The 21,986-nt window shown below is 71.1% G+C and carries 28 protein-coding genes and 1 pseudogene; 18 read left to right on the plus strand and 11 right to left on the minus strand.

Annotated features, from left to right (window positions below; translation table 11 throughout):
• Positions 1-22: 22 nt before the first annotated feature.
• Both ABGB11_RS11105 and ABGB11_RS11110 read right to left on the minus strand, forming a co-directional pair.
• Positions 23-688, minus strand: coding sequence for a response regulator transcription factor (locus tag ABGB11_RS11105; protein ID WP_347631553.1), 666 nt, complete (start codon positions 686-688; stop codon positions 23-25).
• Positions 685-1,995, minus strand: coding sequence for a histidine kinase (locus ABGB11_RS11110; RefSeq protein ID WP_347631555.1), 1,311 nt, complete (start codon positions 1,993-1,995; stop codon positions 685-687). Before ABGB11_RS11110 ends, ABGB11_RS11105 begins: the two co-directional genes overlap by 4 nt.
• 125 nt (positions 1,996-2,120) lie before the next feature.
• Here ABGB11_RS11110 and ABGB11_RS11115 point away from each other — a divergent pair, with 125 nt between their 5' ends.
• Positions 2,121-4,073, plus strand: coding sequence for a histidine kinase (locus ABGB11_RS11115; RefSeq protein WP_347631557.1), 1,953 nt, complete (start codon positions 2,121-2,123; stop codon positions 4,071-4,073).
• On the plus strand, positions 4,070-4,738 hold the full coding sequence (locus tag ABGB11_RS11120) for a response regulator transcription factor (RefSeq protein ID WP_347631559.1): 669 nt from the start codon (positions 4,070-4,072) through the stop codon (positions 4,736-4,738). Before ABGB11_RS11115 ends, ABGB11_RS11120 begins: the two co-directional genes overlap by 4 nt.
• Positions 4,739-4,834: 96 nt before the next feature.
• Here the strand turns inward: ABGB11_RS11120 and ABGB11_RS11125 are convergent, their stop codons facing one another.
• Entirely contained in the window at positions 4,835-5,638 is an 804-nt protein-coding gene (locus tag ABGB11_RS11125) for a phosphatase PAP2 family protein (protein WP_347631561.1), read from the minus strand.
• Positions 5,639-5,749: 111 nt separating this feature from the next.
• The gene (locus tag ABGB11_RS11130) at positions 5,750-6,421 is read right to left on the minus strand and encodes a VTT domain-containing protein (protein ID WP_347631563.1); all 672 of its coding nucleotides are present in this window, start codon (positions 6,419-6,421) and stop codon (positions 5,750-5,752) included.
• Between the two features lie 224 nt (positions 6,422-6,645).
• On the opposite strand from ABGB11_RS11130, the gene ABGB11_RS11135 reads away from it, so the two are divergent.
• Both ABGB11_RS11135 and ABGB11_RS11140 read left to right on the plus strand, forming a co-directional pair.
• Complete coding sequence (locus tag ABGB11_RS11135) at positions 6,646-7,089, plus strand: DUF1707 domain-containing protein (protein WP_347631565.1); 444 nt, start codon at positions 6,646-6,648, stop codon at positions 7,087-7,089.
• A gap of 51 nt (positions 7,090-7,140) precedes the next feature.
• A complete protein-coding gene (locus ABGB11_RS11140) occupies positions 7,141-7,779 on the plus strand; it encodes an HAD-IB family phosphatase (RefSeq protein WP_347631567.1) in 639 nt (212 codons plus the stop codon).
• Positions 7,780-7,797: 18 nt separating this feature from the next.
• Here the strand turns inward: ABGB11_RS11140 and ABGB11_RS11145 are convergent, their stop codons facing one another.
• The gene (locus tag ABGB11_RS11145) at positions 7,798-8,841 is read right to left on the minus strand and encodes a tyrosine-type recombinase/integrase (RefSeq protein WP_347631569.1); all 1,044 of its coding nucleotides are present in this window, start codon (positions 8,839-8,841) and stop codon (positions 7,798-7,800) included.
• Between the two features lie 53 nt (positions 8,842-8,894).
• On the opposite strand from ABGB11_RS11145, the gene ABGB11_RS11150 reads away from it, so the two are divergent.
• Positions 8,895-9,350, plus strand: a complete 456-nt coding sequence (locus ABGB11_RS11150) for a hypothetical protein (protein ID WP_347631571.1) — start codon at positions 8,895-8,897, stop codon at positions 9,348-9,350.
• Positions 9,351-9,384: 34 nt separating this feature from the next.
• A complete protein-coding gene (locus ABGB11_RS11155; RefSeq protein ID WP_347631573.1) occupies positions 9,385-10,158 on the plus strand; it encodes a DUF72 domain-containing protein in 774 nt (257 codons plus the stop codon).
• 232 nt (positions 10,159-10,390) lie between these two features.
• Here ABGB11_RS11155 and ABGB11_RS11160 read toward each other — a convergent pair whose 3' ends face one another.
• Together ABGB11_RS11160 and ABGB11_RS11165 are read right to left on the minus strand one after the other, a co-directional pair.
• On the minus strand, positions 10,391-10,918 hold the full coding sequence (locus tag ABGB11_RS11160; protein WP_347631575.1) for a hypothetical protein: 528 nt from the start codon (positions 10,916-10,918) through the stop codon (positions 10,391-10,393).
• Positions 10,919-10,934: 16 nt separating this feature from the next.
• The gene (locus tag ABGB11_RS11165; protein WP_347631577.1) at positions 10,935-11,495 is read right to left on the minus strand and encodes a hypothetical protein; all 561 of its coding nucleotides are present in this window, start codon (positions 11,493-11,495) and stop codon (positions 10,935-10,937) included.
• 90 nt (positions 11,496-11,585) lie between these two features.
• Between ABGB11_RS11165 and ABGB11_RS11170 the strand changes: the two genes are divergently transcribed.
• The gene (locus ABGB11_RS11170) at positions 11,586-12,107 is read left to right on the plus strand and encodes a GNAT family N-acetyltransferase (protein ID WP_347631579.1); all 522 of its coding nucleotides are present in this window, start codon (positions 11,586-11,588) and stop codon (positions 12,105-12,107) included.
• Positions 12,108-12,307: 200 nt separating this feature from the next.
• On the opposite strand, the pseudogene ABGB11_RS11175 reads toward ABGB11_RS11170, so the two are convergent.
• Positions 12,308-12,382: pseudogene (locus ABGB11_RS11175) on the minus strand (VOC family protein); the annotation flags it as partial.
• Between the two features lie 128 nt (positions 12,383-12,510).
• On the opposite strand from ABGB11_RS11175, the gene ABGB11_RS11180 reads away from it, so the two are divergent.
• Genes ABGB11_RS11180 through ABGB11_RS11190 form a run of 3 tightly spaced genes read left to right on the plus strand, consistent with a single transcriptional unit; the run spans position 12,511 to position 13,532 of the window.
• Positions 12,511-12,846 carry a hypothetical protein gene (locus ABGB11_RS11180; protein ID WP_347631581.1) on the plus strand — a complete coding sequence of 112 codons (336 nt, stop codon included), beginning with the start codon at positions 12,511-12,513 and terminating at the stop codon, positions 12,844-12,846.
• Complete coding sequence (locus tag ABGB11_RS11185) at positions 12,834-12,962, plus strand: hypothetical protein (RefSeq protein ID WP_347631583.1); 129 nt, start codon at positions 12,834-12,836, stop codon at positions 12,960-12,962. Before ABGB11_RS11180 ends, ABGB11_RS11185 begins: the two co-directional genes overlap by 13 nt.
• Positions 12,963-12,989: 27 nt before the next feature.
• The gene (locus tag ABGB11_RS11190; protein ID WP_347631956.1) at positions 12,990-13,532 is read left to right on the plus strand and encodes a Tn3 family transposase; all 543 of its coding nucleotides are present in this window, start codon (positions 12,990-12,992) and stop codon (positions 13,530-13,532) included.
• A 21-nt stretch (positions 13,533-13,553) separates the two neighbouring features.
• On the opposite strand, the gene ABGB11_RS11195 is transcribed toward ABGB11_RS11190, so the two are convergent.
• Positions 13,554-14,708 (minus strand): DUF1963 domain-containing protein, encoded by a 1,155-nt coding sequence (locus ABGB11_RS11195; protein ID WP_347631585.1) that lies wholly within the window; start codon positions 14,706-14,708, stop codon positions 13,554-13,556.
• On the minus strand, positions 14,684-14,911 hold the full coding sequence (locus tag ABGB11_RS11200) for a hypothetical protein (protein WP_347631587.1): 228 nt from the start codon (positions 14,909-14,911) through the stop codon (positions 14,684-14,686). The genes ABGB11_RS11195 and ABGB11_RS11200 overlap by 25 nt, the downstream gene beginning before the upstream one ends.
• Positions 14,912-15,034: 123 nt before the next feature.
• Between ABGB11_RS11200 and ABGB11_RS11205 the strand changes: the two genes are divergently transcribed.
• The 4 genes from ABGB11_RS11205 to ABGB11_RS11220 all read left to right on the plus strand — a co-directional run bounded on the left by ABGB11_RS11205 (position 15,035) and on the right by ABGB11_RS11220 (position 17,907).
• Positions 15,035-15,622 (plus strand): recombinase family protein, encoded by a 588-nt coding sequence (locus ABGB11_RS11205; protein ID WP_347631589.1) that lies wholly within the window; start codon positions 15,035-15,037, stop codon positions 15,620-15,622.
• A gap of 144 nt (positions 15,623-15,766) precedes the next feature.
• Positions 15,767-16,648, plus strand: coding sequence for a metalloregulator ArsR/SmtB family transcription factor (locus ABGB11_RS11210; RefSeq protein ID WP_347631591.1), 882 nt, complete (start codon positions 15,767-15,769; stop codon positions 16,646-16,648).
• A gap of 1 nt (position 16,649) precedes the next feature.
• Positions 16,650-17,252, plus strand: coding sequence for a dihydrofolate reductase family protein (locus ABGB11_RS11215; RefSeq protein ID WP_347631593.1), 603 nt, complete (start codon positions 16,650-16,652; stop codon positions 17,250-17,252).
• 208 nt (positions 17,253-17,460) lie between these two features.
• Entirely contained in the window at positions 17,461-17,907 is a 447-nt protein-coding gene (locus ABGB11_RS11220) for a hypothetical protein (protein WP_347631595.1), read from the plus strand.
• Positions 17,908-18,078: 171 nt separating this feature from the next.
• Here ABGB11_RS11220 and ABGB11_RS11225 read toward each other — a convergent pair whose 3' ends face one another.
• Positions 18,079-18,342, minus strand: a complete 264-nt coding sequence (locus ABGB11_RS11225) for a hypothetical protein (protein WP_347631597.1) — start codon at positions 18,340-18,342, stop codon at positions 18,079-18,081.
• Positions 18,343-18,404: 62 nt separating this feature from the next.
• On the opposite strand from ABGB11_RS11225, the gene ABGB11_RS11230 reads away from it, so the two are divergent.
• The 4 genes from ABGB11_RS11230 to ABGB11_RS11245 all read left to right on the plus strand — a co-directional run bounded on the left by ABGB11_RS11230 (position 18,405) and on the right by ABGB11_RS11245 (position 21,983).
• Positions 18,405-18,695 (plus strand): hypothetical protein, encoded by a 291-nt coding sequence (locus tag ABGB11_RS11230; RefSeq protein WP_347631599.1) that lies wholly within the window; start codon positions 18,405-18,407, stop codon positions 18,693-18,695.
• 91 nt (positions 18,696-18,786) lie between these two features.
• The gene (locus ABGB11_RS11235; RefSeq protein WP_347631601.1) at positions 18,787-19,383 is read left to right on the plus strand and encodes a TIGR03086 family metal-binding protein; all 597 of its coding nucleotides are present in this window, start codon (positions 18,787-18,789) and stop codon (positions 19,381-19,383) included.
• A 90-nt stretch (positions 19,384-19,473) separates the two neighbouring features.
• Entirely contained in the window at positions 19,474-20,610 is a 1,137-nt protein-coding gene (locus ABGB11_RS11240; protein ID WP_347631958.1) for an MFS transporter, read from the plus strand.
• Between the two features lie 122 nt (positions 20,611-20,732).
• Positions 20,733-21,983, plus strand: coding sequence for a cytochrome ubiquinol oxidase subunit I (locus tag ABGB11_RS11245; protein WP_347631603.1), 1,251 nt, complete (start codon positions 20,733-20,735; stop codon positions 21,981-21,983).
• Positions 21,984-21,986: the final 3 nt, after the last annotated feature.

Genomic DNA, 21,986 nt, shown 5'->3' on the forward strand with positions numbered 1-21,986 from the left:
GGCCCGGTTGCAGCCCCCCGGGTCAGCCGAGCCAGCCGGGGCGGATCATTCCCGTCTCGTAGGCCAGCACCACCAGCTGCGCCCGGTCCCGCGCCCCCAGTTTGGACAGGATACGGCTGACGTGGGTCTTGGCGGTGGCGGGCGACAGCACCAGCCGCCCGGCGATCTCCTCGTTCGACAGCCCGGCCGCGACCAGCTCCAGCACCTCGCGTTCCCGGTCGGTGAGGGAGTTCAGCTCGACCGCCGGGGGAGGCGCGGTGATCCGGGACGCGAACTCGGCGATGAGCCGCCGGGTCACCGTGGGCGCCAGCAGCGCGTCACCCCGCGCCACCACCCGCACCCCGTGGATCAGCTCGGGCGGTTCGGTGTCCTTGACCAGGAACCCGCTGGCCCCGGCCTTGATCGCGCCGTAGACGTAGTCGTCCAGGTCGAACGTCGTCAAGATCACCACACGGACGTCGGCGAGGCGCGGGTCGGCGATGATCCGGCGGGTGGCCTCCAGACCGTCCAGGACGGGCATGCGGATGTCCATCAGGACCACGTCGGGACGCAGCTCCCCGGCCCGCGCCACCGCCTCCTCGCCGTTCCCGGCCTCGGCGACGATCTCGATGTCGTCCTCGCCCTCCAGGATCGACCGGAACCCCGCCCGCACCAGCGTCTGGTCGTCGGCCAGCATCACCCGGATCACGCCTCGTCCTCCCGCTCGCCCAGTTCCGCGGCGCCGTCCAGCGGCAGCCGCGCCCACACCCGGAACCCGCCCGCCGGGCCGGGCCCGGCGGTCAGCTCCCCGCCCGCCGCGGCGGCCCGCTCGCGCATGCCCCGCAGCCCGTTCCCGCCCGCCGCGGCGGGCCCGGGGCCCGTCCCGTCGTCGTCGACCCGCACGACCACCTCGCCGGGCAGCCGCCGCACCTCGACCGTCACCGACGTCGCGCCCGAATGCCGCACGACGTTGGTCAGCGCCTCCTGCACGATCCGGTAGCCGGCCAGCCCGACCGGCGCCGGCAGCCCCGCCAGTGCCTCCTCACCGGACCCGGCGAGGTCGCCGGCGCGCCGGACCGACAGTCCGGCCGCGGCGGTCCGGTCGAGCAGGTCCCCGATCCGCTCCAGCGCCGGGACCGGCGACGGCGGCGGCACCGCCACCCCGTCCCCCCGCTCGTCCTTACCGGCTCCATCGGCGGCGTCGACGGCGTCGACCTGCCGCAGCACGCCCAGCACCTCGCGCAGCTCCCGCAGCGTCTCCTTGCTCGCCGTCTTGATCGCCTCCAGCGCCGTGTACGCGCGGTCGGCGTCGTCGCGGCGGTGCAGCGCCGCCCCGGCCTGCACGTTGATCAGCGAGATCTGGTGCGCCAGCACGTCGTGCAGCTCCCGCGCGATCCGCAGCCGCTCGGCGACCGCGCGGCGCCGCGCCTCCTCCTCGCGGTCGCGCTCGGCCTGGGCGGCGCGGCGCAGGGCGGCCTCGGCCATCTCCCGCCGGCTGCGCACGTACTGCCCGAGCCCGACCGCGAGCAGCAGCCCGATCGACAGCGACGCCACGCCGCGCGCGTCCAAGATCGCGTCCGGGTCGCCGCCGCCGCCCCAGGTCACCGCCACCGCCAGGAACTCGGCGTTGACGACGATCACCGCGCCCAGCGACACCAGCAGCCGGCTCTCCACGGCCGCGGTGAACAGCGCCACCCACAGCACCACGAAGACCGGCCCGTCGGGGTACCCCAGCGGGTAGTACAGCGGCGGAACCACCACCGCGATCAGCAGCACCGCGACCGGATACCGCCGCCGCCACGCCAGCGCGCCCGCCCCCGCCGCGATCAGCGCCAGCCCGCCCGGCCACAGCGGCCGGTCGGCGGGCTTGGCCGCCGCGACGCTCATCCACAGGGTGACCACCAGCACCAGGCCCGCCAGGATCGCATCGGCCACGTCGGCGGCCCGGCCGCGCGGCCACCACGCCCGGCCCGGCACGGCGGGCAGGCGTCGGCGGCGTTCCGGGGGCGCTGTCACGGCCCAACCGTATTTCAGGTCGCCCCCCTTGTGCGCGTCGCGCCGATCTTTGTGGTGCGGCACCGCCCCCGACCCCTGACTTTCGTCAGTAACGCCCCAGATCACCGGCCAGTAGCGTGGACCGCGTGAACGACTCCGCCGCCCCCGTCCCCGGCACCGCGACGCCCGCCCGCCGCCCGGCGCTCCGCCGGGCGGCGCACGCGCTGACGCACACCGTGACGCACACGGTGAGCGGCACGGTGCGGGATGCGGCCAGGGACGCGCTGCGGGGCGCGGTGACCCGGCGGCCCTCCCGCACGGCCCTGATCAAGGACGTCCTGCTGTTCGGCGTGCTGGCCCTGCCCGTCACGGCAAACCTGATCTCCCCGCTGCAGCCCGCCCTGCCCTCCTGGTGGGCGCAGGTCGCCGGGCTCGGCGTCCTGGCGGCCGCGGTCGCGGTCTGCCGCGCCTGGCCGGCCGCCGCGCTCCTCACCGCCATCGCGCTCATCCTCGTCCACGGCAACTTCGTGTTCGCCATGCCCGTGATGTCCTACCTGGCGGGGCTGCGGACCGCCCGGGCGCGGCCGCTGCTGTGGGGGTTCACCGCGGTGTTCGTCGGCGGCTCCCTGCTGTCGGTCGCCCGCGGCCTGGACGTCACCACCTGGTTCCCCTCGACGGTCTGGCTGGTCCTGCTGGGCGTCCTGCCCTGGCTGGTGGGCCGCTATTGGCGCCAGTACCAGAAGCTCCTGCGCGCCGGATGGGAACGCGCCGAGCACCTGGAGAACCAGCAGCGCATCATCGCCGAACGCGAACGGCTCCGCGAACGCGCCCGCATCGCCCAGGACATGCACGACTCCCTCGGCCACGAGCTGGCCCTCATCGCCGTCCGCGCCGGCGCCCTGGAGGTCGCGGCCGACCTCGGCGACCGGCACCGCGCCGCCGCCGCCGAACTGCGCGCGGGCGCCGCCGACGCCACCGAGCACCTCCGCGAGATCATCGGCGTCCTGCGCGACGACGCCCCCGGCGACGCCCCCGCGGACTCCGCAGGCGCCCTTCCGGCGGGCGGGGGAGTGCCGGTGCCGCCCGCGCGCGAAAGCATCCCCGAGCTGGTCGCCCGCGCCCGCGCCTCAGGCGTCCCGGTCTCCCTCACCACCGGCCCCGTCGGCGCCTCCGGGGACGCGCCGCCCGAACCGGCATCGCTGACCGCGCTCACCGCGCACCGCGTCGTCCAGGAGGCCATCACCAACGCCGCCAAACACGCCCCCGGCGCCGCCGTCACCGTGACCCTCGCCCGCCGCGACGGCGACCCTGCCACCATCACCGTCACCGTAGCCAACGACCCACCGCCCGGCGGCCCGCCCAGCGGGGGAGCGGCGCTGGCGTCAGGGGGCCGCGGGCTCGCCGGCCTCACCGAACGCGTCCGCCTCCTCGGCGGCACCCTGCACGCCGCACCCACACCCGAGGGCGGCTTCCAGGTCACCGCCGAGCTCCCCGACACCCCGCACCTGCCCGCGCACCCACCGCCCGACAGGACGGACACGGGGGACACGGGGGACACGGTCAATGCGCCCGGGCCAACCGGCCGCGACGCCCTGCGCAGCGCTCTCGGCTTCACATCCTTCGCCTCGTCCGGCCGGACGGCGCCGGGGGAGCGGACCTCCGAGGACGGGTGGGCCACCGAATCCGCCCGGCACCTGGCCCGCAAACGACGCCAGGCACGCCGCGGCCTCATCACCGCCATCGCCGTCCCCACCGCCCTCATGGCCCTCCTCGGCGCGATCATGCTCGGCTACCACGTCTACGCCACCCTCAACTCCGTCCTGCCACCCGACGACTACGCCGCACTGCGCGTCGGCACCCCCCAGGACCGCGTCGAGGAGGCACTGCCGCCCAGGGAGGCCACCGGCACCGCCGTCGTCCGCGACGTCGTCCCCGAACCCGCCGACGCCGACTGCCGCTACTACCGGCCCGACGCCGACCTGCTCGGCACCGCCCGCATCTACCGCCTGTGCTTCACCGGCGGCCGCCTCACCGCCAAGAACTCCTACGACACCCACCAGCTCAGCGTCCAGAACCGCGACGACCGGGAGGACCCGTGATCCGGGCACTGCTCGCCGACGACGAGGCGATGATCCGCGCGGGCGTCCGCGCGATCCTCACCGCCGACCCCGGCATCGAGGTGGTCGCCGAGGCCGCCGACGGGCACGAGGCCATCGACCTGACCCTGCGGCACCGCCCCGAGGTCACCCTCCTGGACATCCGCATGCCCCGCCTCGACGGCCTCGCCGCCGCCGCCGAACTGCGCCGCGTCGCCCCCGCCACCGGCCTGATCATGCTCACCACCTTCGGCGAGGACGAGTACATCGCCCGCGCTCTGTCCGGCGGCGCCAGCGGCTTCCTGCTCAAGTCCGGCGACCCCCGCGAGCTCATCGCCGGCGTCCGCGCCGTCGCCGGCGGCGCCGCCTACCTGTCACCGAAGGTCGCCCACCGTGTCATCACCGAACTCGGCGGCGGACGCCTCGCCGGCGGCGCCCGCGCCCGCCACCGCACCACCGCCCTCACCCCCCGCGAACGCGACGTCCTGGCCCTGCTCGGCGCCGGCCTGTCCAACGCCGAGATCGCCGCACGCCTCCACGTCGTCGAAGGCACCGTCAAGGCCTACGTCAGCGCCATCCTCACCCGCCTGGACGTCCGCAACCGCGTCCAAGCCGCCGTCATCGCCTACGAAGCCGGCCTCGTCGACACCACCGACGAACCCCCCTGACACTCGCCCGCACTCACGCCGAACACAGCGAACGGGCCGCCCCGGGCGATGCCGAAGCACCACCCCGAGGCGGCCCGCACGACCGGCCAACACCGGTCAGGGCATACGGCCCGGCCCAGACCCCGGGCGCGGCGGCACACCGCCCATCACATCCGGCATCGTCACCGACGCGTCACCGGCCCAGGCCCCGCCCGACGGCGCCTGCTGAGCCATATTGGCCCCACCCATCACCGGCGCCGCACCCCCGGGCGCACCTCCTGCGGGCTGCGGAACCCCGGACCCGCCGACCGGACCCGCCGCCACCGGCGAACCCAGCAGCAACGCACCCGCCGCCACACCCCGCAGCGCCTCCACCAAAGGACGCAGCGCCCACACCAGCACCAGCGCCGCCACCGGCGCCACCACCACGCCCACCAGGAACCCCGCCGCCACATCATGCGGGTAATGCACGCCCACGAACACCCGCGAGAACGCCATCAGCGCCGCAAGCGGCAGCACCACCGGCGCCAACGCCCGCCACGCCACCACGATCGCCGCCGCCGACGCCGCCGCGATCGTCGCGTGGTTGCTCGGGAACGACCAGTCACCCGGCGCCGGACACGCAGCGATGTGCACCGCCCCCGCCACCGCACGGCACGGCCGCTCCTCCTGGATGAAGCTCTTCGACACCTCGCTCACCAGATACGCCGCCACCACCGCGAACGGCGCCGCCAGAGCCAGCCCCATCTGCCGCGCGTCCCGCCCCCTGGCCCGCCACCAGCCCGCCACGAACAGCGCGGCGAACAGCAGCAGCCCCCCGTCGGTCCCCACCTCCGCCGCCGAATGCACCCACGACGGGGTGCCCTCCGCGAACTCGGTGATCTCCCGGTACAGATCAGCGCTGAAATCCGGCGCTCCCATGCTCTCCCTCACGTCCGAAGGCAACCCATGCCCGACATCTTTCAGACACCGGACGGACCGCCGAAGTTCAACCTACGGCCACCAGAAAGCAACCCTTTCACCTCACCACAGTCACCCGCCGGACAATGGCCCCACCGGATCCGGCTCCCGCACCCCGTCCTTCGCCCCCGCCGCATCGGCCGCCCCGCGAGCACGCCGATGCCGCACGAAACGCACCGCCTCCACCACCGCCGTCACCGACAGCGCCAACCCCAGCCCGACCGCCACGCCCTTCACCGGATCGTGCTCGAACGCGACTCCGCCCACATAACCCAGCAACGCCCCGTACACCGCCCACGACACCGCCGCCACCACCGCGAACAGCGAGAACGAACGCAACCGGTAACCGACCGCGCCCATCGTCACCGTCACCGCCGTCCGCCCACCCGGCACATACCGCGCCACCACCAGGATCAACCCACCCCGCTCGGCCATCGTCCGCCGCGCCCACCCGAACGCCGCAGCCCGCCGCGACCCCGGCCGCGCCGCCCGCACCAACCGCCCACCCGCCCGGCGCCCCACCAGGAACGACACATGATCACCGGTGAACGCACCCAGCGCCGCCAGCACCACCACCCACCCCAGCCGCGGCTCGCCCGACGCCGCGTACACCCCCGCCGTGATCACCAAGCTCTCGCTCGGCACCACGGGAAAGAACCCGTCGATCGCCGCCACCGCGAACAACACCAGGTAGAACCACGGCGACGTCACCGCCGTGTCCACCACACCCAAGATCCCGTCCATGGGTCACGACGCTAGGAAAACACCACCGCCCGGCGGATCCCGCGAAAGGCCACCGCCACCCCCGACTTTCGGCAGGGGAGGACACCCCATCCTGCGAACGAAGTACACCCCGATCCTCACCCCGGAGGACGACCCGCCCCCCGAACCCGCGCGACCCTGGAACGAGAACCCCGCCGGCCCTTCACCGCGGTGACCCCAGAACACCCACCGACAGGAAACCCGCCATGGACCACCCCACCGGAACACACCACCGGACCGGCGACGACCACGTCCGCGCCTCCGACCAGGACCGCGACCACACCGTCCAGCGCCTCGCCGACGCCCTCACCGACGGCGCCCTCGACCCCGCCGAACACGACCGCCGCCTCCACCACGCCCTCACCGCCACCACCCACGGCGACCTCGCCCCCCTCACCGCCGACCTGCCCGTTTCGCCCACCGCCCGCGACCGCGCCGAGAAGGCCCGCCGCGCCGCCAAGGCCGAAGCCGACCGCCGCGCCTGCAACAACGAATGGGGCTACTGGGCCGGCGGCGCCGTCATCATGACCGCCATCTGGGCCGTCGCCTCACTCCGCGCGGGGGAGTGGACCCGCTTCTGGCCCGCCGTCCCCCTCGGCATCTGGGCCGCCATCCTCATCTCCTACGCCATCTGGCCCTCAGACGACTGACCACGGACACGATTCGCCGCCGGACCCGCCCATGAGCCACACTTCACCCATGTGACACACCTGCACATCTTCGACATGGACGGCACCCTGCTGACCGGCACCACCGCCAACCTCGAGATCGCCCGCCACCTCGGCACCCTCCCCGAGCTCCACGACCTCGAAGCCCGCTTCGCCGCCGGCACCCTCGACACACGCGGCTTCTCCACCGAGATCCACCGGCTCTGGCGCCACCTCACCCTCGACCTCGTCGCCACCGCCTACCGGGCCGCCGCCTGGATCATCGGCATCGCCGACGTCTGCGCCGACATCCGCGCCCGCGGCGAGCACTCCGCCGTCATCACCATGTCGCCCGACTTCTTCGCCCGCCACCTCCTCGACCTCGGCTTCGACGACGTCATCGCCTCACGCTTCCCCCCGATGCCCTTCACCGGCACCCTCGACCCCGCCGGCGTCCTCACCCCCGACGACAAGGTCCGCCTCACCGACGACCTCCTCACCAGACACGGACTCACCACCGCCCACTGCACCGCCTACGGCGACTCCATGTCCGACGCACCCCTCTTCCGCCACCTCGCGAACACCGTTGCCGTCAACGCCGACCACCACCTCGCCGACATCGCCGCACTCGACTACCGCGGCACCGACCTCACCGCCGCCTACACCCTCGGCCGCACACTCCGACCCCACTGACCCCCGCCCCCGGGCCGCTCACCCACCCCGCCGGCCCTCCACCGGCCCCAGCAGCGGATGCACCCGCATCGCCGCCTCCAACTCACCCGGAAGTTCATCCCGGTACCGGCCCAGCGTCGACAGATCCGCATGCCCCAGCACCCGCCGCACCGCGTCCATGTCCGTCGCCGCCGCCAGCAGATGCGTCGCCGTCGTATGCCGCAGCCCATGCGGCGTCACACTCCGCCGCCGCCCCGGCTCCACCCGCTCCAGCACACGATCGATCACCCCCTGCACATCCCCCCGCGCCAACCGCCGCCCCCGCCACGACAGCAACAGCGCCTTCGGCTCCCGCCCCCGATCCAGCAGCACCCGCCCCTCCGCCAGATACGCGTCCAGCACCTCCACCACCGGATGCGGCAACGGCACATCCCGCGTCCGCCCGCCCTTACCGAAGATCCGCCAATACCGCGTCCCCGCATTGACGAAGAAATCCTCCACGTTCGCCGCCGTCAGCTCCGACACCCGCGGCCCCACCGCCGCCAGCAGCAGCACGATCAGCCCGTCCCGCAACTCCGTCCGCTGATCCGCACGCCGCCGCGCCACCGGCTCCTCCGCCAGACCCCGCGCCGCCCCCAGCAACCCCTCCGCCTGCTCCGCCGTCAACGCACGACGCTCCGCCCGCAACCCGCCCCGCTGCTTCGGCCGCACCGTCGCCGCCCGCATCGGATCCAGCTGCACCCACCCCGCCACCACCGCATACCGGAAGAACGCCGACACCGACCGCCGGAACCGCGCCTGCGACGCCGCACTCTGCGTACCCGCACCGCCCTCCGCCCCCCGACGACGCCGCTCATCCGGCTTCCGCGCGAACCGCAACAGCACCTCATCGACGTCCGCACCCGTCAGATCGTCCAGCACCCGATCCCCACCGGCCAGCGCCGCGAACGTCAGCACATCCCGCGCGTACACCTCCGCCGTCGCCGGCGACAACGCCCCCGTCGACGTCTTCGCACGCACCAGCTCCGCATAACGATCAACGCACTCGGCCACCGACAGACGCTGAACATCGACAGGACGCACCCGCCGGACGCTACCTCCCGCCACCGACAGAACCGCCGTAAAATCGGGCCACGATGAAGGACTGGGCGCTTTTCGACCAGGTCGGCGAGATCATCCGGGGCTCCACCCCGCCCGGCCTCGGACACCCGCACGTCCAGGTACGCGGCAACGGCGTCAAAGCCTGGTTCGGCGACCCCGCACCCCAGCGCGAACACTACGAAGCCCAGATCATCCCCGCCGACATCGCCCCCGGCTGCCGCACCCACGCCATCGAGATCGGCTACCACGCCGAACACCGCGCCGAACCCGACAACCAGGCCGCCCTCACCCGCCTCCTCGCCACCGAACCCGCCTGGCGCGCCGAACTCGGCGACGAACCCCAGGCCGGCGCCTTCCTCGGCCCCACCCCCTGGCGCCGCATCTCCGAAACCTGGCCCGACGCCGACCTCACCACCCCCGACCTGCCCTTCGAGATCGGCGTCCGCCTCGTCGACTACATCCGCGCACTGGAACCCCACCGACGGGTATGACCACGGGCACGGACCACCAAGCGGGGGAGAGGCCGTGCTCATCGGGACATCGGGATGGAACTACGCCGACTGGCGCGGCGTCCTCTACCCGCCCGGCCTCCCACAGCGCCGCTGGCTGCCCCGCTACAGCGAGGTCTTCGACACCGTCGAGAACAACAACGCCTTCTACCGGCTGCCCTCACGCGAAACCTTCGAGCAGTGGCGCGACAGCACCCCGCCCCGCTTCGTCATGGCGGTCAAGGCCAGCCGCTACCTCACCCACATGAAACGCCTCAAGGACCCCGAGGAACCCGTCGAACGCCTCATGAACGCCGCCGCCGGCCTCGGCCCCACCCTCGGCCCCGTCCTGCTCCAACTCCCGCCCACACTGCGCGTCGCCCCCGACCGCCTCGCCGCCTGCCTGGACCGCTTCCCCGACGACGTCCGCATCGCCGTCGAACCCCGCCACCCCACCTGGTGGACGGACGAGACCCGCCATGTCCTGGAGCAGCACGGCGCCGCCCTGTGCTGGGCCGACCGCCTCGGCCGCGCCCAAACCCCCCTCTGGCGCACCACCGGCTGGCTCTACCTGCGCTTCCACGAGGGCCCGGCAGAACCCTGGCCGGACTACGACGACGAGACACTCCAGACCTGGGCCACGGAACTCGGCGGCACGGACGACGCCTACGTTTACTTCAACAACGACCCAGGCGGCGCCGCCGTCCGCAACGCCCTCCGCTTCGCCGCCCTCACCGGCCACCTCGAACCCGGCAGGGGAGTGGACGCCCCCACGCCCCAAGCCGCCTATCGTCCAGGACGCTCGAGTTGAGCAGAGCGGTCCCTTGCACGAGATCCGTCACCGGAGATCGAACACCGGCGCCGAGACCAGCGGCTGGCGATACCGCGAACGGGTCGTGGCCCTTCACCGAGAAAACGGCGGGAGCAGTGTGCCCGAAACCAGACAGAATCCTCCTTCTGTCTGGTTTGAGGTGAAGAAGGTTGCCGGCCGATGCGGAGGAGTGGTGGCGCGGACTCCTCGCCCGCGCCACCCGCCGCCCCACTCATTTCTTGTACGGGCCCACCTTCTCGCGCAGTTCCTGCATGGTGCCCTGGAGGAGCTGCTTGAGCCGCTCACGGTCGGCGCCGTCGGCGTCGGCGTAGTCGTCGATGTCGATCAGCTGCTTCTTCGTCGCGGTGACCGAGTTGAGCTGGTGATCGAGCTTGATGTCGCCGAACCACGGGCTGCGCAGCATGTTCGCCATGTCGGTGCGGAACATGGCCACCAGGTCGTCGGGGTCGGCGATGTGGTTCTTCACCTCGGCGACGAACGTGAGGGTCGCCTTGCTGCCGAGGACGGCCTGCTGCAGCGCGCTGTCACCGGTCTTGCGGTCCAGCGCGATCGTGAAGCTGTACAGGACCGGGTCGCCGACCGGCTTGAACCGCACGTACTGCAGGTCGGCGCCGGACTTGATCCCGATGACGGGGCACCCGAGGTGCGCCATCGTGAACACCATCTCGCCGATGAGGGCCTCGTCCTTGCTCTCCCGCGCCTCGGCGTTGTTCTTGAACTTGTTGATCATCGAAAGCATGGCGGTGTCCTCCGGTTCAGGCGGCGATGCGGCCGTGCAGGTACTTCGCGCAGGCCTGGGTGACGGCGGCGATGTGCTCCTGCAGGACGGGGTACTTCACCGTGTACTGGTCGGCGAAGTACTGGTCCAGGTCCAGCAGCAGCGGCACCTGGACGTAGACGTAGCCGGTGCCGAGGTCGGCGTCGACGGTGAGCACGCCGGGCTCGCCGACGTCGAGGAAGCTGCTCTTGACCTCGGATTTCAGCGCCTGCCACACCGTCCGCGCGTCCTGGACGTACTCGCCGTAGGCCATCGTGACCGCGGCGTGCTGGCCCAGGGTCTTGGCCGCGGTGATGGTCCCGGCACGGTGCGTCAGCTGGAACATCAGGCGGTGCTTGCGCTCCCGGTGCTGGAACCGCAGGTAGTGGTGGTTGCCGTCGGAGTTCAGGTCGATGAGTGCGTTGCCCTGGGCGACCGCCGCGGTGATGACGGCGCCGACGAGCAGATCGTCGATCTCGCGGGTGTGCAGTTCTTCGGAGAAGCGCTGCCAGCTGCGCTTCACGAGCTGTCCGAAGACCTGGTCGAGGTGTTCGCTCACGGTCACCTTCCTTCGGGTGGATCAGGTACAGGGGGTGAGACTCGCGCTTTTCGTCGCCGGTTTCATCGAATTCGGGCGAGAATAGGGCAGATGGACGCCCCGAGCCGAACGCCGTGCCTCGTGCCGCCGACGACGGCGGTCCGCGAGTCGTTCCTGGCCGGGGAGCGGGCCGACCTGGCGGCGTCCGGTTCCGGGGACTGGCTCGAGGGCGCCGAGGAGGACTTCGAGGCGTTCGTCGCCGAGCGGCGCGGCGTCCAGCGGCGCTGGGGCGTGCCGTGCACGACGTACTGGTACGTCTCGGGTGAGGACTACATCGGCACGTTGATCATCCGGCACCGGCTGACGCCCGAGCTGGCCGAGGCCGGAGGGCATGTCGGGTACCACGTCGTGCCGGCCCGGCGGCGGCAGGGCCACGCCACGCGGATGCTGGCCGCGGGCCTCGCCGAATGCCGCGGCGTCGGGCTGGAGCGTGTGCTGCTGACGTGCGCGGCCGACAACGAGCCGTCCCGCCGGGTGATCTTGGCGAACGGCGGTGTGCACGACGGCCGGGCCCGCGGCGAGGACCGTTTCTGGATCGACCTCGGCATCGAGCGCGCGTCGCGCAACACCTGACCGCACCGTTCCGGACCGACGGTCCGCCCCACTTCGCCCGGTTCGACCGTTGGTCGATAATGAGCATTATGTTAAGTAGGCACCTCGAACGCCGAATGGAGCCGACCCCGGCACCCTTGGCGGGTCGACAAGACCGGCGACGCGCGCACTGTTCCCGCGCTGCGCGCCGCCCGGCTCGCCCGCACCCACAAGCCCCGGCCGAGGACGCAGAACCCGTTGCCCTCCGGGTCGGCCAGGACCGTCCACGGCACGTCGCCCTAGCCGAGGTCGGCGTCGACCTCGGCCGCTCTGAGGGTCCCCCCCGGGCCACCTCCGCCTCCTTGCCGTCAGGAATCCTGCGTAACACCAGCGGTTCCTTCTGGAGCGCCCGGCTGGGTCGGTGAGACGAGTTGGGGATGCCCCAGTGGAGTGGGCGCGCGGCAAGACGCAGGATGACCAGCACCTGCTGGCATTGCTGGTGTGGCTGAAGGCCTACCAGCGGCTGGGGTATTTCCCGAAGCTGGCGGACGTCCCGGCGGTGGTCGCTGAGCACATCCGTAGCGTGGTCGGGTTGCCTGAGGGCGTGATGCTGGCCAAGGCCGCGGAGCGGCACCGGAGTTTCGTGCGCACCCGGATGGGCGTCACCTACGACGCGGCCGGGGTTCGGGCGGTGGCGGCCGAGGCGATCCGCAGGGCGGCGCAGAGGAGCTGGTCCGCGCGCAGTGCGAGCTGCCCGGTTATACGACGTTGGATGAGCTGACCAAGAAGATCCGCACCGAGGTGAACCGGGGGGTCTTCACGCTGGTGTCGGGCCGGGTCGATGCTGCGGCCCGAGCGGGGCTGGCCCGGCTGCTGGTGGTGGATCCAGTCCCCTAGCTCGATATTGCCTCCGATTGGCGACTCATCGAGACCCACTGGACCGACCTGCTGCGCACTGCGATCTCAATCCGGCAGAACCGGATCTCCTCGGTCACCCTGCTACGCCGCCTGGGCAACCTCTCCCGCAAGAACCGCCTTTACCGGGCCTTCCGCGAACTCGGCCGCGCCGCCCGCACCATCACGCTGCTGCGGTTTCTGTCCGACCCGGACCTGCGCGAGCAGATCACCCAGGTCACCAACCGCAACGAGGCATTCCACGGCGACTGGCTCATGTTCGGCGGCAAGCTCATCGGCCACAACGACCCCGACTACCAAGAGAAGATCATCAAGTTCAACGAGCTGCTCGCCAACTGCGTGATCCACTCCACCGCCTGTGACATCACCGACGCCGCCAACGCCATCGCCGCCGAAGGCCGCCCCGTCGACCCCGACAACCTGGCCACCATCTCGCCCTACATCACCCACGTCATCCGTCGGTTCGGCAACTGGATCCTCAACCTGACCCCGCCGGCCGCTGCCCCGACCACGCACCTCGATCTCGAATCCCGCGTCCTGTTCGCCCCCTGAGGGAGGTCCGAATAGTCCCGTTCAGGAGCAGTCGAAGCGGTACGTCCAGGGTGTGTCCGGACAACTTGGGCAGATGAACAGGTACATCCCACCCATGTCACCGATGCAGAGGTCGGTTGGGCTGAAGCCCCGTTCGATTGAGTCGACTCGCGGATCGATGTCGGCACCGACGTGCTGGATCGGTGCCCAGCGCTTTCCGCTCTCCACGTCGTACTCGCGGCTGGAGACCGTGAGCATGTGCTCCATCCGGCGGCCGCAGGCGCACTCCGGCCAGCGTGGCGGCTGAGTCCAGCCCGGCCAGCCACCGACCTTGACTCCCGGCGCCACGGACAGATGGCGGGAGTACGACCAGCCGGTCGCCGCCTCGATAGCGTCCATCCGGCTGGCCTGATCGGGCTGGTACGCCAGTTCATCGGGGTTCGGGTACTCGACGATCGGCTCCGGATCGATGAGGCATGGCCGCGGCACCGTCCCGAATGGACTGTCCTCCGATGGCTCCGGTATGCCGGCGGCGAGCTGGGCACCGACAGCCGCCTCGTTCCGCCAGTACAGCATCGGCCGGGGCCAAGGTCCCTCGTCCTCGTCGAGATGGTCGAACGGGCACCAAAGAACCTGCAGCAGGTCCGTCCCGGGCGGGAACGGCAACTCCGACACGTCCCGTGCGTACAACTGGACGATCGGCACCAGCGGCACCGGTTTCCGGGGCTGATCGGCAACATTGCCCGGGACGGCGACGTCGTCTGGGGCGTGGTGGGGCATCGAGCAGTTCGGCCACGGTTCGACGGCGGGCCAGCGCAGCGGTCCACCCACCGAGCTGTCCGACGTCGATGGATACCCCGGGCATGGGTGCAGCCGGGTCGTCGTCCGGGCCATCGGCAGCAACTCGGGAAGGTGGTCGGCGAGGTCGACCGGCTGCACCCGGGTGGTGTGCATGCCGAACCGGTGCAGTTCCCTCGGCAGGGCCACCTGACAACGACGCAGGGAGATCCGCGTCCACTGATCGAAAATGGACACCTGCACCCAAATCTGCCCGTCATCGACGCTGTCCAGCGTCGCTGCCATGCCTTCGAACGGACCGCCGACTATCTCGACGCCACGCCGGAACGTGCTATCGCCCGTGGCCCCCTGGCTCGGCGCCCGATCACCCGTTGTCATGGCCGCCCCGTTCCCTTCCATCGGCCATCCTCCACGGCGGCCGTGTCAGCCTCGACGAGGCTTTGGACGGTCACATCCGCGTAAGCGGGATCGCTGACGTAGGTCGCGTCGCCGTACTCACTCCGGCTATCGAGCACCGACAGCAACGCTTGCCATTTCGCGTCATCGCTGGAGTCGGTCCGCGGCGCGAGCGAGGTCAGGTCATCTGGCTGAGACAGCCTCATGGACAAGATCTTTCCACGCCGCCACGTTCGCATGGATTTTTTGGACATGGATTTCTGGACGATATCGCGCCTGGTCGTTAGAGTGTCCAGAAATATATATGTTTCCGGACGGCTGGAGGTTGGATGACCGGGAAGGTATGGGCGTACGCGCGTGTGTCGACGCGCGACCAGAACCCGCAGCTCCAGCTCGACGCCCTGGAGGCCGACGGTTACGACGAGCTGGTGATGGAGAAGGAGTCCGGCAAGCGCGGCACCGCACGGCCGGAGTGGGAGGAGTTGCTCACCAAGCCGGTCGCCGGGGACACGCTGAAGTTCTGGAAGTCCGACCGATGGGGCCGCAGCGCGGGACACGTACTCACCACGGTGACCGAGCTGCGCGAGCGGGGTGTCCGCGTGGTCAGCCTGACCGAGAACTTCGACTTGGAGACCAAAGAGGGCCGCTTCATGTTCGCGGTCCTCGCGGCGGCCGCCGAGTATGAGCTGGAACTGCGCGCCGAACGTCAGGCCGAGGGGATCGCCGCCGCCAAGCGGCGCGAGGCCGAGGGGAAGCTGCTGCCCGGCAAGCAGCGCATCGGCCGACCTCGAGTCATCGGCCCCGCTGAACTCGCCGCCCTGCGACGACTGGTCGACGGGGGCGTCTCCGTCACCGAAGCAGCCCGCACCCTCAAGATCGGCAGATCCACGGCATACGCCGCACTCTCAGCCCGCTGACGTTTCCGCCGTATTCCGGTGGCACCCGCTACTCGGAGGTTTGGTCGCCGTGGCGGCGCGCTGGATGCCCCTGACGACTCCTCAGCCGGTCCCCCATGCCTCGCTCCCCTGGTGATCAAAGATATTCCTTGACACGAATATTCGTTGAGCAGAATACTTCTGGCCATGGAGGAACTTCTCGCCGCGTTGGCCGATCCGGCTCGTTGGCGGCTGGTGGGGCTGCTGGCCGAGCGGCCTCGCTCGGTCGGGGTGCTTGCCCGGCTCGCCGGTGCGCGCCAGCCGCAGACGACCAAGCACCTGCAGACGCTCGAACGTGCGGGCGTCGTCACGTCCCAACGCTCAGGCCAGCGCCGCGTCTACGCACTCCAGCCTGCTCCCCTGCGGGATCTGGCGGCCGAGCTCAGCCGGCTGGCCGATACCGCGGACCGGGCCGGCGGGGCCCGGGAGACGTTCGACCGGTACGGGCTCAGTCTCGAGGCGGAGCGCCTGGCGGCTGAGGAGGCGGGGTGGGCCGATGGCCGCTCGTTCCGGTTTCACCGGTCGCTGGCAGGGGGCTCGGATCTGGTGTGGCGCCATCTGACGGAGCCTGCCCTGCTCGCCCGCTGGTGGGCGCCGGAGGACCTGCGTGTCTCGGAGCTGGTGTTCGAGGCGCGGCCGGGTGGGCGGGTCGTCCTGGAGTACCGCGATGTCGAGGATGAGGACGGTTCCGACGCGGTCGTCGGGCGCGCGGAGGGGGTGGTCGAGGACGTCCGCCCTGGTGAGCGCCTCGCCTACCGGAGCTCGCCGCTGCTTCCCGGTGGCGGCGTGGCTTTCACCGCCCACGTCGACTTCGGCCTTCGGGACACCAGACCCGGGGCGGCTCTGGACGTCCTGTACCGGGTCACGGACAGCACGATCGACTCCGCGGACTTCATCGCGGGGATCGAGATGGGGTTCGGACAGAGCCTGGACAAGCTCGTCGCGCTCGTGGCCGCGGAGGCTGGCGGCACTGAGTACGACACAGGCAACACGACACAGGGAGTATGAGATGACGGAGCAGGCCGGCGGCCGCAGGGTTGTCGTCAACATGAACTTGTCGCTCGATGGGTGCTATGCCAGGCAGGACGCCCCGGAGGACATGCGCTGGGTGATGCCGTTCGCCGTCACCGATGTCGCCCGGGACCACATGAGCGGCCTCTGGGAGACGGCGACGACGGTGCTGCTCGGGCGGGTGAACGCCGAGGGGTTCATGGGTTTCTGGCCGTCCGTGATCGGCATGGAAGGCGCCGATCCGCGGGACGAGGGCTTTGCGAAGTGGCTCGTCGGCGTGGAGAAGGTGGTGATGTCGTCCACCCTCAAGGAAGCTCCGTGGGAGCGGACGAGGGTGGTCGACAGGCCGGCGGCGGAGGTGGCCGCGGCACTGAAGGCGGGTGAGGGCGGCGACATTCTCGTGCCTTCCAGCGCGAGCGTCATCAAGGCGCTACTGGCGGCCGACATGGTCGACCGGCTGTCGATCATGATTTTCCCGGTCTTCCTCGGCGGCGGTCCGCGGCTGTTCGAGGACGGGTTGCCCGAGGCGCGGTGGACGCTCGCCACCCAGGCCGCGGGTGAGCACGGCGCGCTGTCCCTGGTCTACGACCGGGCCCGCTGAGCGGGGCATGGGGTTGTTTGCGGCTGTGGCACGCGGGCGTGTCTCGGCCGCCTGCTCCCCCACGGCTGCGACGCCTGCACGCACCCCAGATCGCAGACGGTGGGATCGTCGGGTTGATCGGGACCATGCGCAGGCGGCAGCATCATGAGCCCGACGAACTCACCTTCCTCCCCTTCATCGGAGAGGTGGGCCACCCAGGCTGAACGCGTTGAACTCGCGCGACACGAGGAAAGGTCAGCAATTCATGGGTATGGTTACCTACTATCGGATAGTCAAGGACGGTAAGCCGGTAGGTGATGATTACGATGTCGATACCGCCTACTACTACCTCAGCGATGGCTTGGATCAGTTGGAGCTTGACGGCGACGTCCTGGTTGTCGGCCATTCCAACGCATCTGACGATGATGAAGTCTCCGAGGATTCTGACGGTGGCTACTCCGGCAGTATCAGTCCCCGGCTGGTCGAAAGCGGCTGGCAGGAGCTGAAGGACCTTACCTTCGAGCAGTTCCTGGCCGCGTTCCGGCGCTCGGATCTCGGCCGAGACTACGACGAGAAACGAGACCGCGGGTACCTTGAAGCCAACTTCGCCAATCTCAAGGCCGCCTACCGGAAGGCGGCGGAACTGGGCGCTGGCATCGAGGTCGACGCCTTTTGACCTGACCCCATGGATTAGTGCGCGATCTCCAAGCGGGGGCGGGTCGGAGTGTCGGAATCGGGCGTCCGTAGCCGCTTGGTCCCGAAGAGCGGCAGGGGCTTGGGCGCACGATCTCGCAGAGGTGTTGCGCAAGCCCTACTCCCCCGCCAGGAAGGCGAGCCGCCGGCGGGGTCATGGGGTGCGTGGACGGTCGTCTGACAGGTGGTAGGTGCGGCGGACGCTGGTGTTGTTGCTGAGGTCGGCGCCGTAGACGTGCAAGGTGATAGCGACGGTGTCTCCGGTGTTGCGGACGCGGTGGATGTCGTCGGGCGGGGCGGTGCCGCTGACCGATCCGGTGGGGCGGTGCCGTTCGCCGATCTGGATCAGGTGGTCGCCGTCGATGTCGTAGAGGGTTTCGGTTTCGGTGCCCTGCAGGGCGAGGAAGGAGCACCACACGAGGTGGTCGTGGATTTCGGTGACCTGGCCGGGCGGCGGCGCTGGCGGCGTCGTATCCGGGTGTGGAGCTGAATCTGGTCGATGTGCATCCGGTGGAGGGGCTGCGGATGCTGCGCGATGGGCGCGTCGACGTCGCGCTGGTGTTCCGGCATGCCGACACCCCGGACGAGGAGGAGGGGTTCCGGCTGACTCCCCTGCTGCAGGACCCGCTCTACCTGATCACCCGGGAGCCGGGGGTGCACGCGACGGAGATCGAGGGCGGCACCCGGAGGATCTTCGCGGTCACCTACGGCGAGCCGCCGGATCCGCCGGCGACGGCCGCGCTGATCGAGATGCTGGTGGCGGGCGTCTAGCGCGGGCCGGTCGTGGCCATGGGGCGCTGGGCGGGCGACGGCGGTCGCTACATTGGCGGGGCCGTGCGGGTGTGGGCGTCGGGAACGGGATGTGGGCGTCGTGGTTCCAGAGCAGTTCGTCCGTGCGCTGGACGGTTTCGAGGCGGTGCTGGCGGCGACGCCGGCGGATCGGTGGCTTTCGCCGTCGCCGTGCGAGGGGTGGGCGGCGGTCGATGTGGCGGGGCATGTCACGGCGGGTCTGCTGGTGGTGGAGATGCGGGCGGCCGGGCGTCCTCTCCCGCGGGAGGATCCGGACTGGCGGGCGGTGGCGGGCGCGGATCCGCTGGCGTCGTGGCGGGAGGTGCGCGGCCGTGTGATGGCGCTGCTGACGCCCGAGGTGCTGGATCGGCGGTTGGAGCTGGCCACGGGTGTGGAGATGAGCATGCGCGAGTGGCTGGAGCAGTCTCCGCTGGAGTTGCTGGTGCACACGTGGGATCTGGCGCAGGCGACCGGGCGGGCGGTGGTGTTCGACGCGGATCTGGTGGCTTCGGCGTTGAAGACCGCGGAGCGGATGGCGCCGTGGGGGCGTGAGGCGGGCATGCTGGGGCCGGAGGTGGCCGTCCCGGACGATGCCGACGATCAGGCGCGGCTGCTGGCGCTGTTCGGCCGCTCCCCCGCGGGTGCGCCGGTGGAGGGTCCCCCGGAATAAGGGGGGTGCGGGAGCGCGGTGGCGGGGGTTAGGGTGCGGGGTATGCGACGTCGACATTGATCTTCACCTGAGGCGGGGCTCGCGCGGAGGCTGTACGCCTACGCGTTCCTCGAGGATTTCGTTCTTCTGTACCCGGTGTATGCGGTGCTGTTCGCCGAGACCGGGTTGTCGCCCGCTGCGATCTCGTCGCTGTTCGTGACCTGGTCGGTCACGACGTTCTCCCTTGAGCTGCCGTCCGGTGTGTGGGCGGATGTGTTCTCGCGCCGGCTGCTGCTGGTGGTTTCTCCCTTGCTGGCGGGTGCGGGTTTCGGGTTGTGGGTGCTGTTCCCCTCGTATGCGGCGTTCGCCGCGGGGTTCGTGCTGTGGGGTGCGGGGACGGCGCTGCGGTCGGGGACGATGCAGGCGCTGGTGTACGAGCGGCTGGAGCGTGTGGGGGCGGCGGGTGCGTACGCGCGGTTGATGGGGCGTTCTGAGGCGGTGTCTCTGCTGGCGGTGGTGGCGGCGTCGGCGGTGGCGTCGCCGGTGCTGGCGGCGGGGGGTTACCGGGCGCTGGGGTTGGCGAGTGTGGCGGTGTGCGCGGCGTGTGCGGTGGCGGGGTGGTTCCTGCCGGAGTCGCGGGGCGGCGGTGAGGATGAGCCGGAGCCGTCGCTGGGGTCGGTGGTGCGTCAGGGGTGGGCGCAGGTGCGGGGTGAGGCGGCGGTTCGGTGGGCGCTGCTGCTGGTCGTGGTGGTGGAGGGTGTGACGGCGCTGGACGAGTATGTGCCGTTGCTGGTGCGGTCGACGGGGGTGGCGGCGGCGTCGGTTCCGCTGCTGGTTCTGGTGGTGACGGTCGGTGACGCGGTGGGCGGCTGGCTGGCGGGGCGGGGTGTGCGGTGGCTGGCGCCGGTGCTGGCGGTGGGTGCGGTGTGCCTTGCGGTGGGGTCGCTGGGCGGTCGGCCGGGTGGGCTGGTGCTGGTGGCGGTGGCGTTCGGGGTGTTCCGGTGGGCGATGGCGGCGGCGGACGCGCGGTTGCAGGACCGGATCGGTGATGGGGCGCGGGCGACGGTGACGTCGGTGGCGGGGTTCGGGTCGGAGACGGTGGCGGTGCTGGCGTTCGCCGGGTATGCGCTGGGTTCGCGGTGGGCGGGCGCGGGGGTGCTGATGGGGGCGGCGGCGGTGCCGTATCTGGTGACGGCGGTCGTCCTGGGGTTGGGGGCGCGGCGGGGGCGCGTACATCGGGAGATGTAGGCGGGCGGGGGTTGCTGCGCCAAAGGCGCAGGGCGGTTGCACGCTCGCGTCCGATTCGGCGGAGGTGTGTGCGCTCCGAGGATCGTGGGGTCGTTGCGGTTCGATTCTTGGAGCGTGTGCTGATGGGTGGGGACGCGCTGGTTCTGGCGCGGGTGCAGTTCGCGTTGACGGCCGGTACGCATTTCCTGTTCGTGGCGTTGACGCTGGGGCTGGCGACGCTGGTGGCGTTGACGCAGACGCGGGCGGCGGTGTCGGGCAGTGCGGTGCATGCGCGGATGGTGCGGTTCTGGGGGCAGCTGTACGTCGTCAACTACGCGGTGGGGATCGTCACCGGTCTGGTGATGGAGTTCCAGTTCGGGTTGAACTGGTCGGGTCTGTCGCGGGTGACGGGGAACGTGTTCGGGGCGCCGCTGGCGCTGGAGACGATCGTGGCGTTCTTCGTGGAGTCGACGTTCCTGGGGTTGTGGATCTTCGGGTGGGATCGGCTGAACCGGTGGGTGCATCTGGCGCTGATCTGGGTGGTGACGCTGACGGCGTACCTGTCGGCGTACTTCGTGCTGGTGGCGAACGGGTGGCTGCAGCGGCCGGTGGGGTTCGAGATGGTGGACGGTGCGGCGCGGCTGACCGATGCGGGGGCGCTGCTGGCGAATCCGACGGCGGTGCTGGCGTTCTTCCATGTGCTGTTCGGGGGGCTGCTGACGGCGGGGTTCTTCATGGCCGGGGTGAGCGGCTACCACCTGCTGCGGCGGACGGCGGAGGTGGAGTTCTTCCGGCGGTCGATGCGGATCGGGCTGATGACGGTGATCGTGTCGGTGATGCCGGTGGTGATCTTCGGGGGGACGCAGTTCGCGTACATCCAGCCGACGAAGGGCGGCGGGGACGACGCCCGGGCGGCGGTGGCCGACTTCACGGCGCGGTTCGGGCCGGACGACTACATGCCTCCGGGGCCGGCGGGCGTCGGTGAGGGCCTGATGGTGACGATGTGGCTGCTGATGTTGATGATCGCGGCGGTGGCGCTGGTGAAGCTGCCGTTCGGGCGGTGGCTGGTGCGGGGCCGGGTCTTCCACGTGCTGATGATCGCGGCGGTGCCGCTGCCGTATGTGGCGATGGTGTCGGGGTGGGTGTTCCGCGAGGTGGGGCGGCAGCCGTGGATGGTCTACGGGGTGCTCAAGACGCGGGACGCGCTGTCGCCGCAGGTGGGTGCGGGGACGGTCACGGTGTCGTTCGCGGCGTTCTCGGTGCTGTTCGCGGTGCTGTTCGTGGTGAACGCGTGGCTGCTGGCGCGGTTCGCGCGGCGCGGTCCGGGGGGTGCGGGGCTGGGGGCCGCTCCCCCGGCGGGTCCGGCCGAGCCGGTGTTGAGCGCGACGTTCTGACAG

This window comes from Actinomadura sp. B10D3, assembly GCF_039871695.1.
GTDB lineage: Bacteria > Actinomycetota > Actinomycetes > Streptosporangiales > Streptosporangiaceae > Spirillospora > Spirillospora madurae.

Bases quoted from the DNA above. Each gene is read 5' to 3' on its own strand.
- ABGB11_RS11125 (WP_347631561.1), bottom strand. From the start codon at position 5,638: ATGGGAGCGCCGGATTTCAGCGCTGATCTGTACCGGGAGATCACCGAG.
- ABGB11_RS11130 (WP_347631563.1), bottom strand. From the start codon at position 6,421: ATGGACGGGATCTTGGGTGTGGTGGACACGGCGGTGACGTCGCCGTGG.
- ABGB11_RS11135 (WP_347631565.1), top strand. From the start codon at position 6,646: ATGGACCACCCCACCGGAACACACCACCGGACCGGCGACGACCACGTC.
- ABGB11_RS11150 (WP_347631571.1), top strand. From the start codon at position 8,895: ATGAAGGACTGGGCGCTTTTCGACCAGGTCGGCGAGATCATCCGGGGC.
- ABGB11_RS11160 (WP_347631575.1), bottom strand. From the start codon at position 10,918: ATGCTTTCGATGATCAACAAGTTCAAGAACAACGCCGAGGCGCGGGAG.
- ABGB11_RS11170 (WP_347631579.1), top strand. From the start codon at position 11,586: ATGGACGCCCCGAGCCGAACGCCGTGCCTCGTGCCGCCGACGACGGCG.
- ABGB11_RS11195 (WP_347631585.1), bottom strand. From the start codon at position 14,708: ATGGAAGGGAACGGGGCGGCCATGACAACGGGTGATCGGGCGCCGAGC.
- ABGB11_RS11200 (WP_347631587.1), bottom strand. From the start codon at position 14,911: ATGAGGCTGTCTCAGCCAGATGACCTGACCTCGCTCGCGCCGCGGACC.
- ABGB11_RS11205 (WP_347631589.1), top strand. From the start codon at position 15,035: ATGACCGGGAAGGTATGGGCGTACGCGCGTGTGTCGACGCGCGACCAG.
- ABGB11_RS11215 (WP_347631593.1), top strand. From the start codon at position 16,650: ATGACGGAGCAGGCCGGCGGCCGCAGGGTTGTCGTCAACATGAACTTG.
- ABGB11_RS11245 (WP_347631603.1), top strand. From the start codon at position 20,733: ATGGGTGGGGACGCGCTGGTTCTGGCGCGGGTGCAGTTCGCGTTGACG.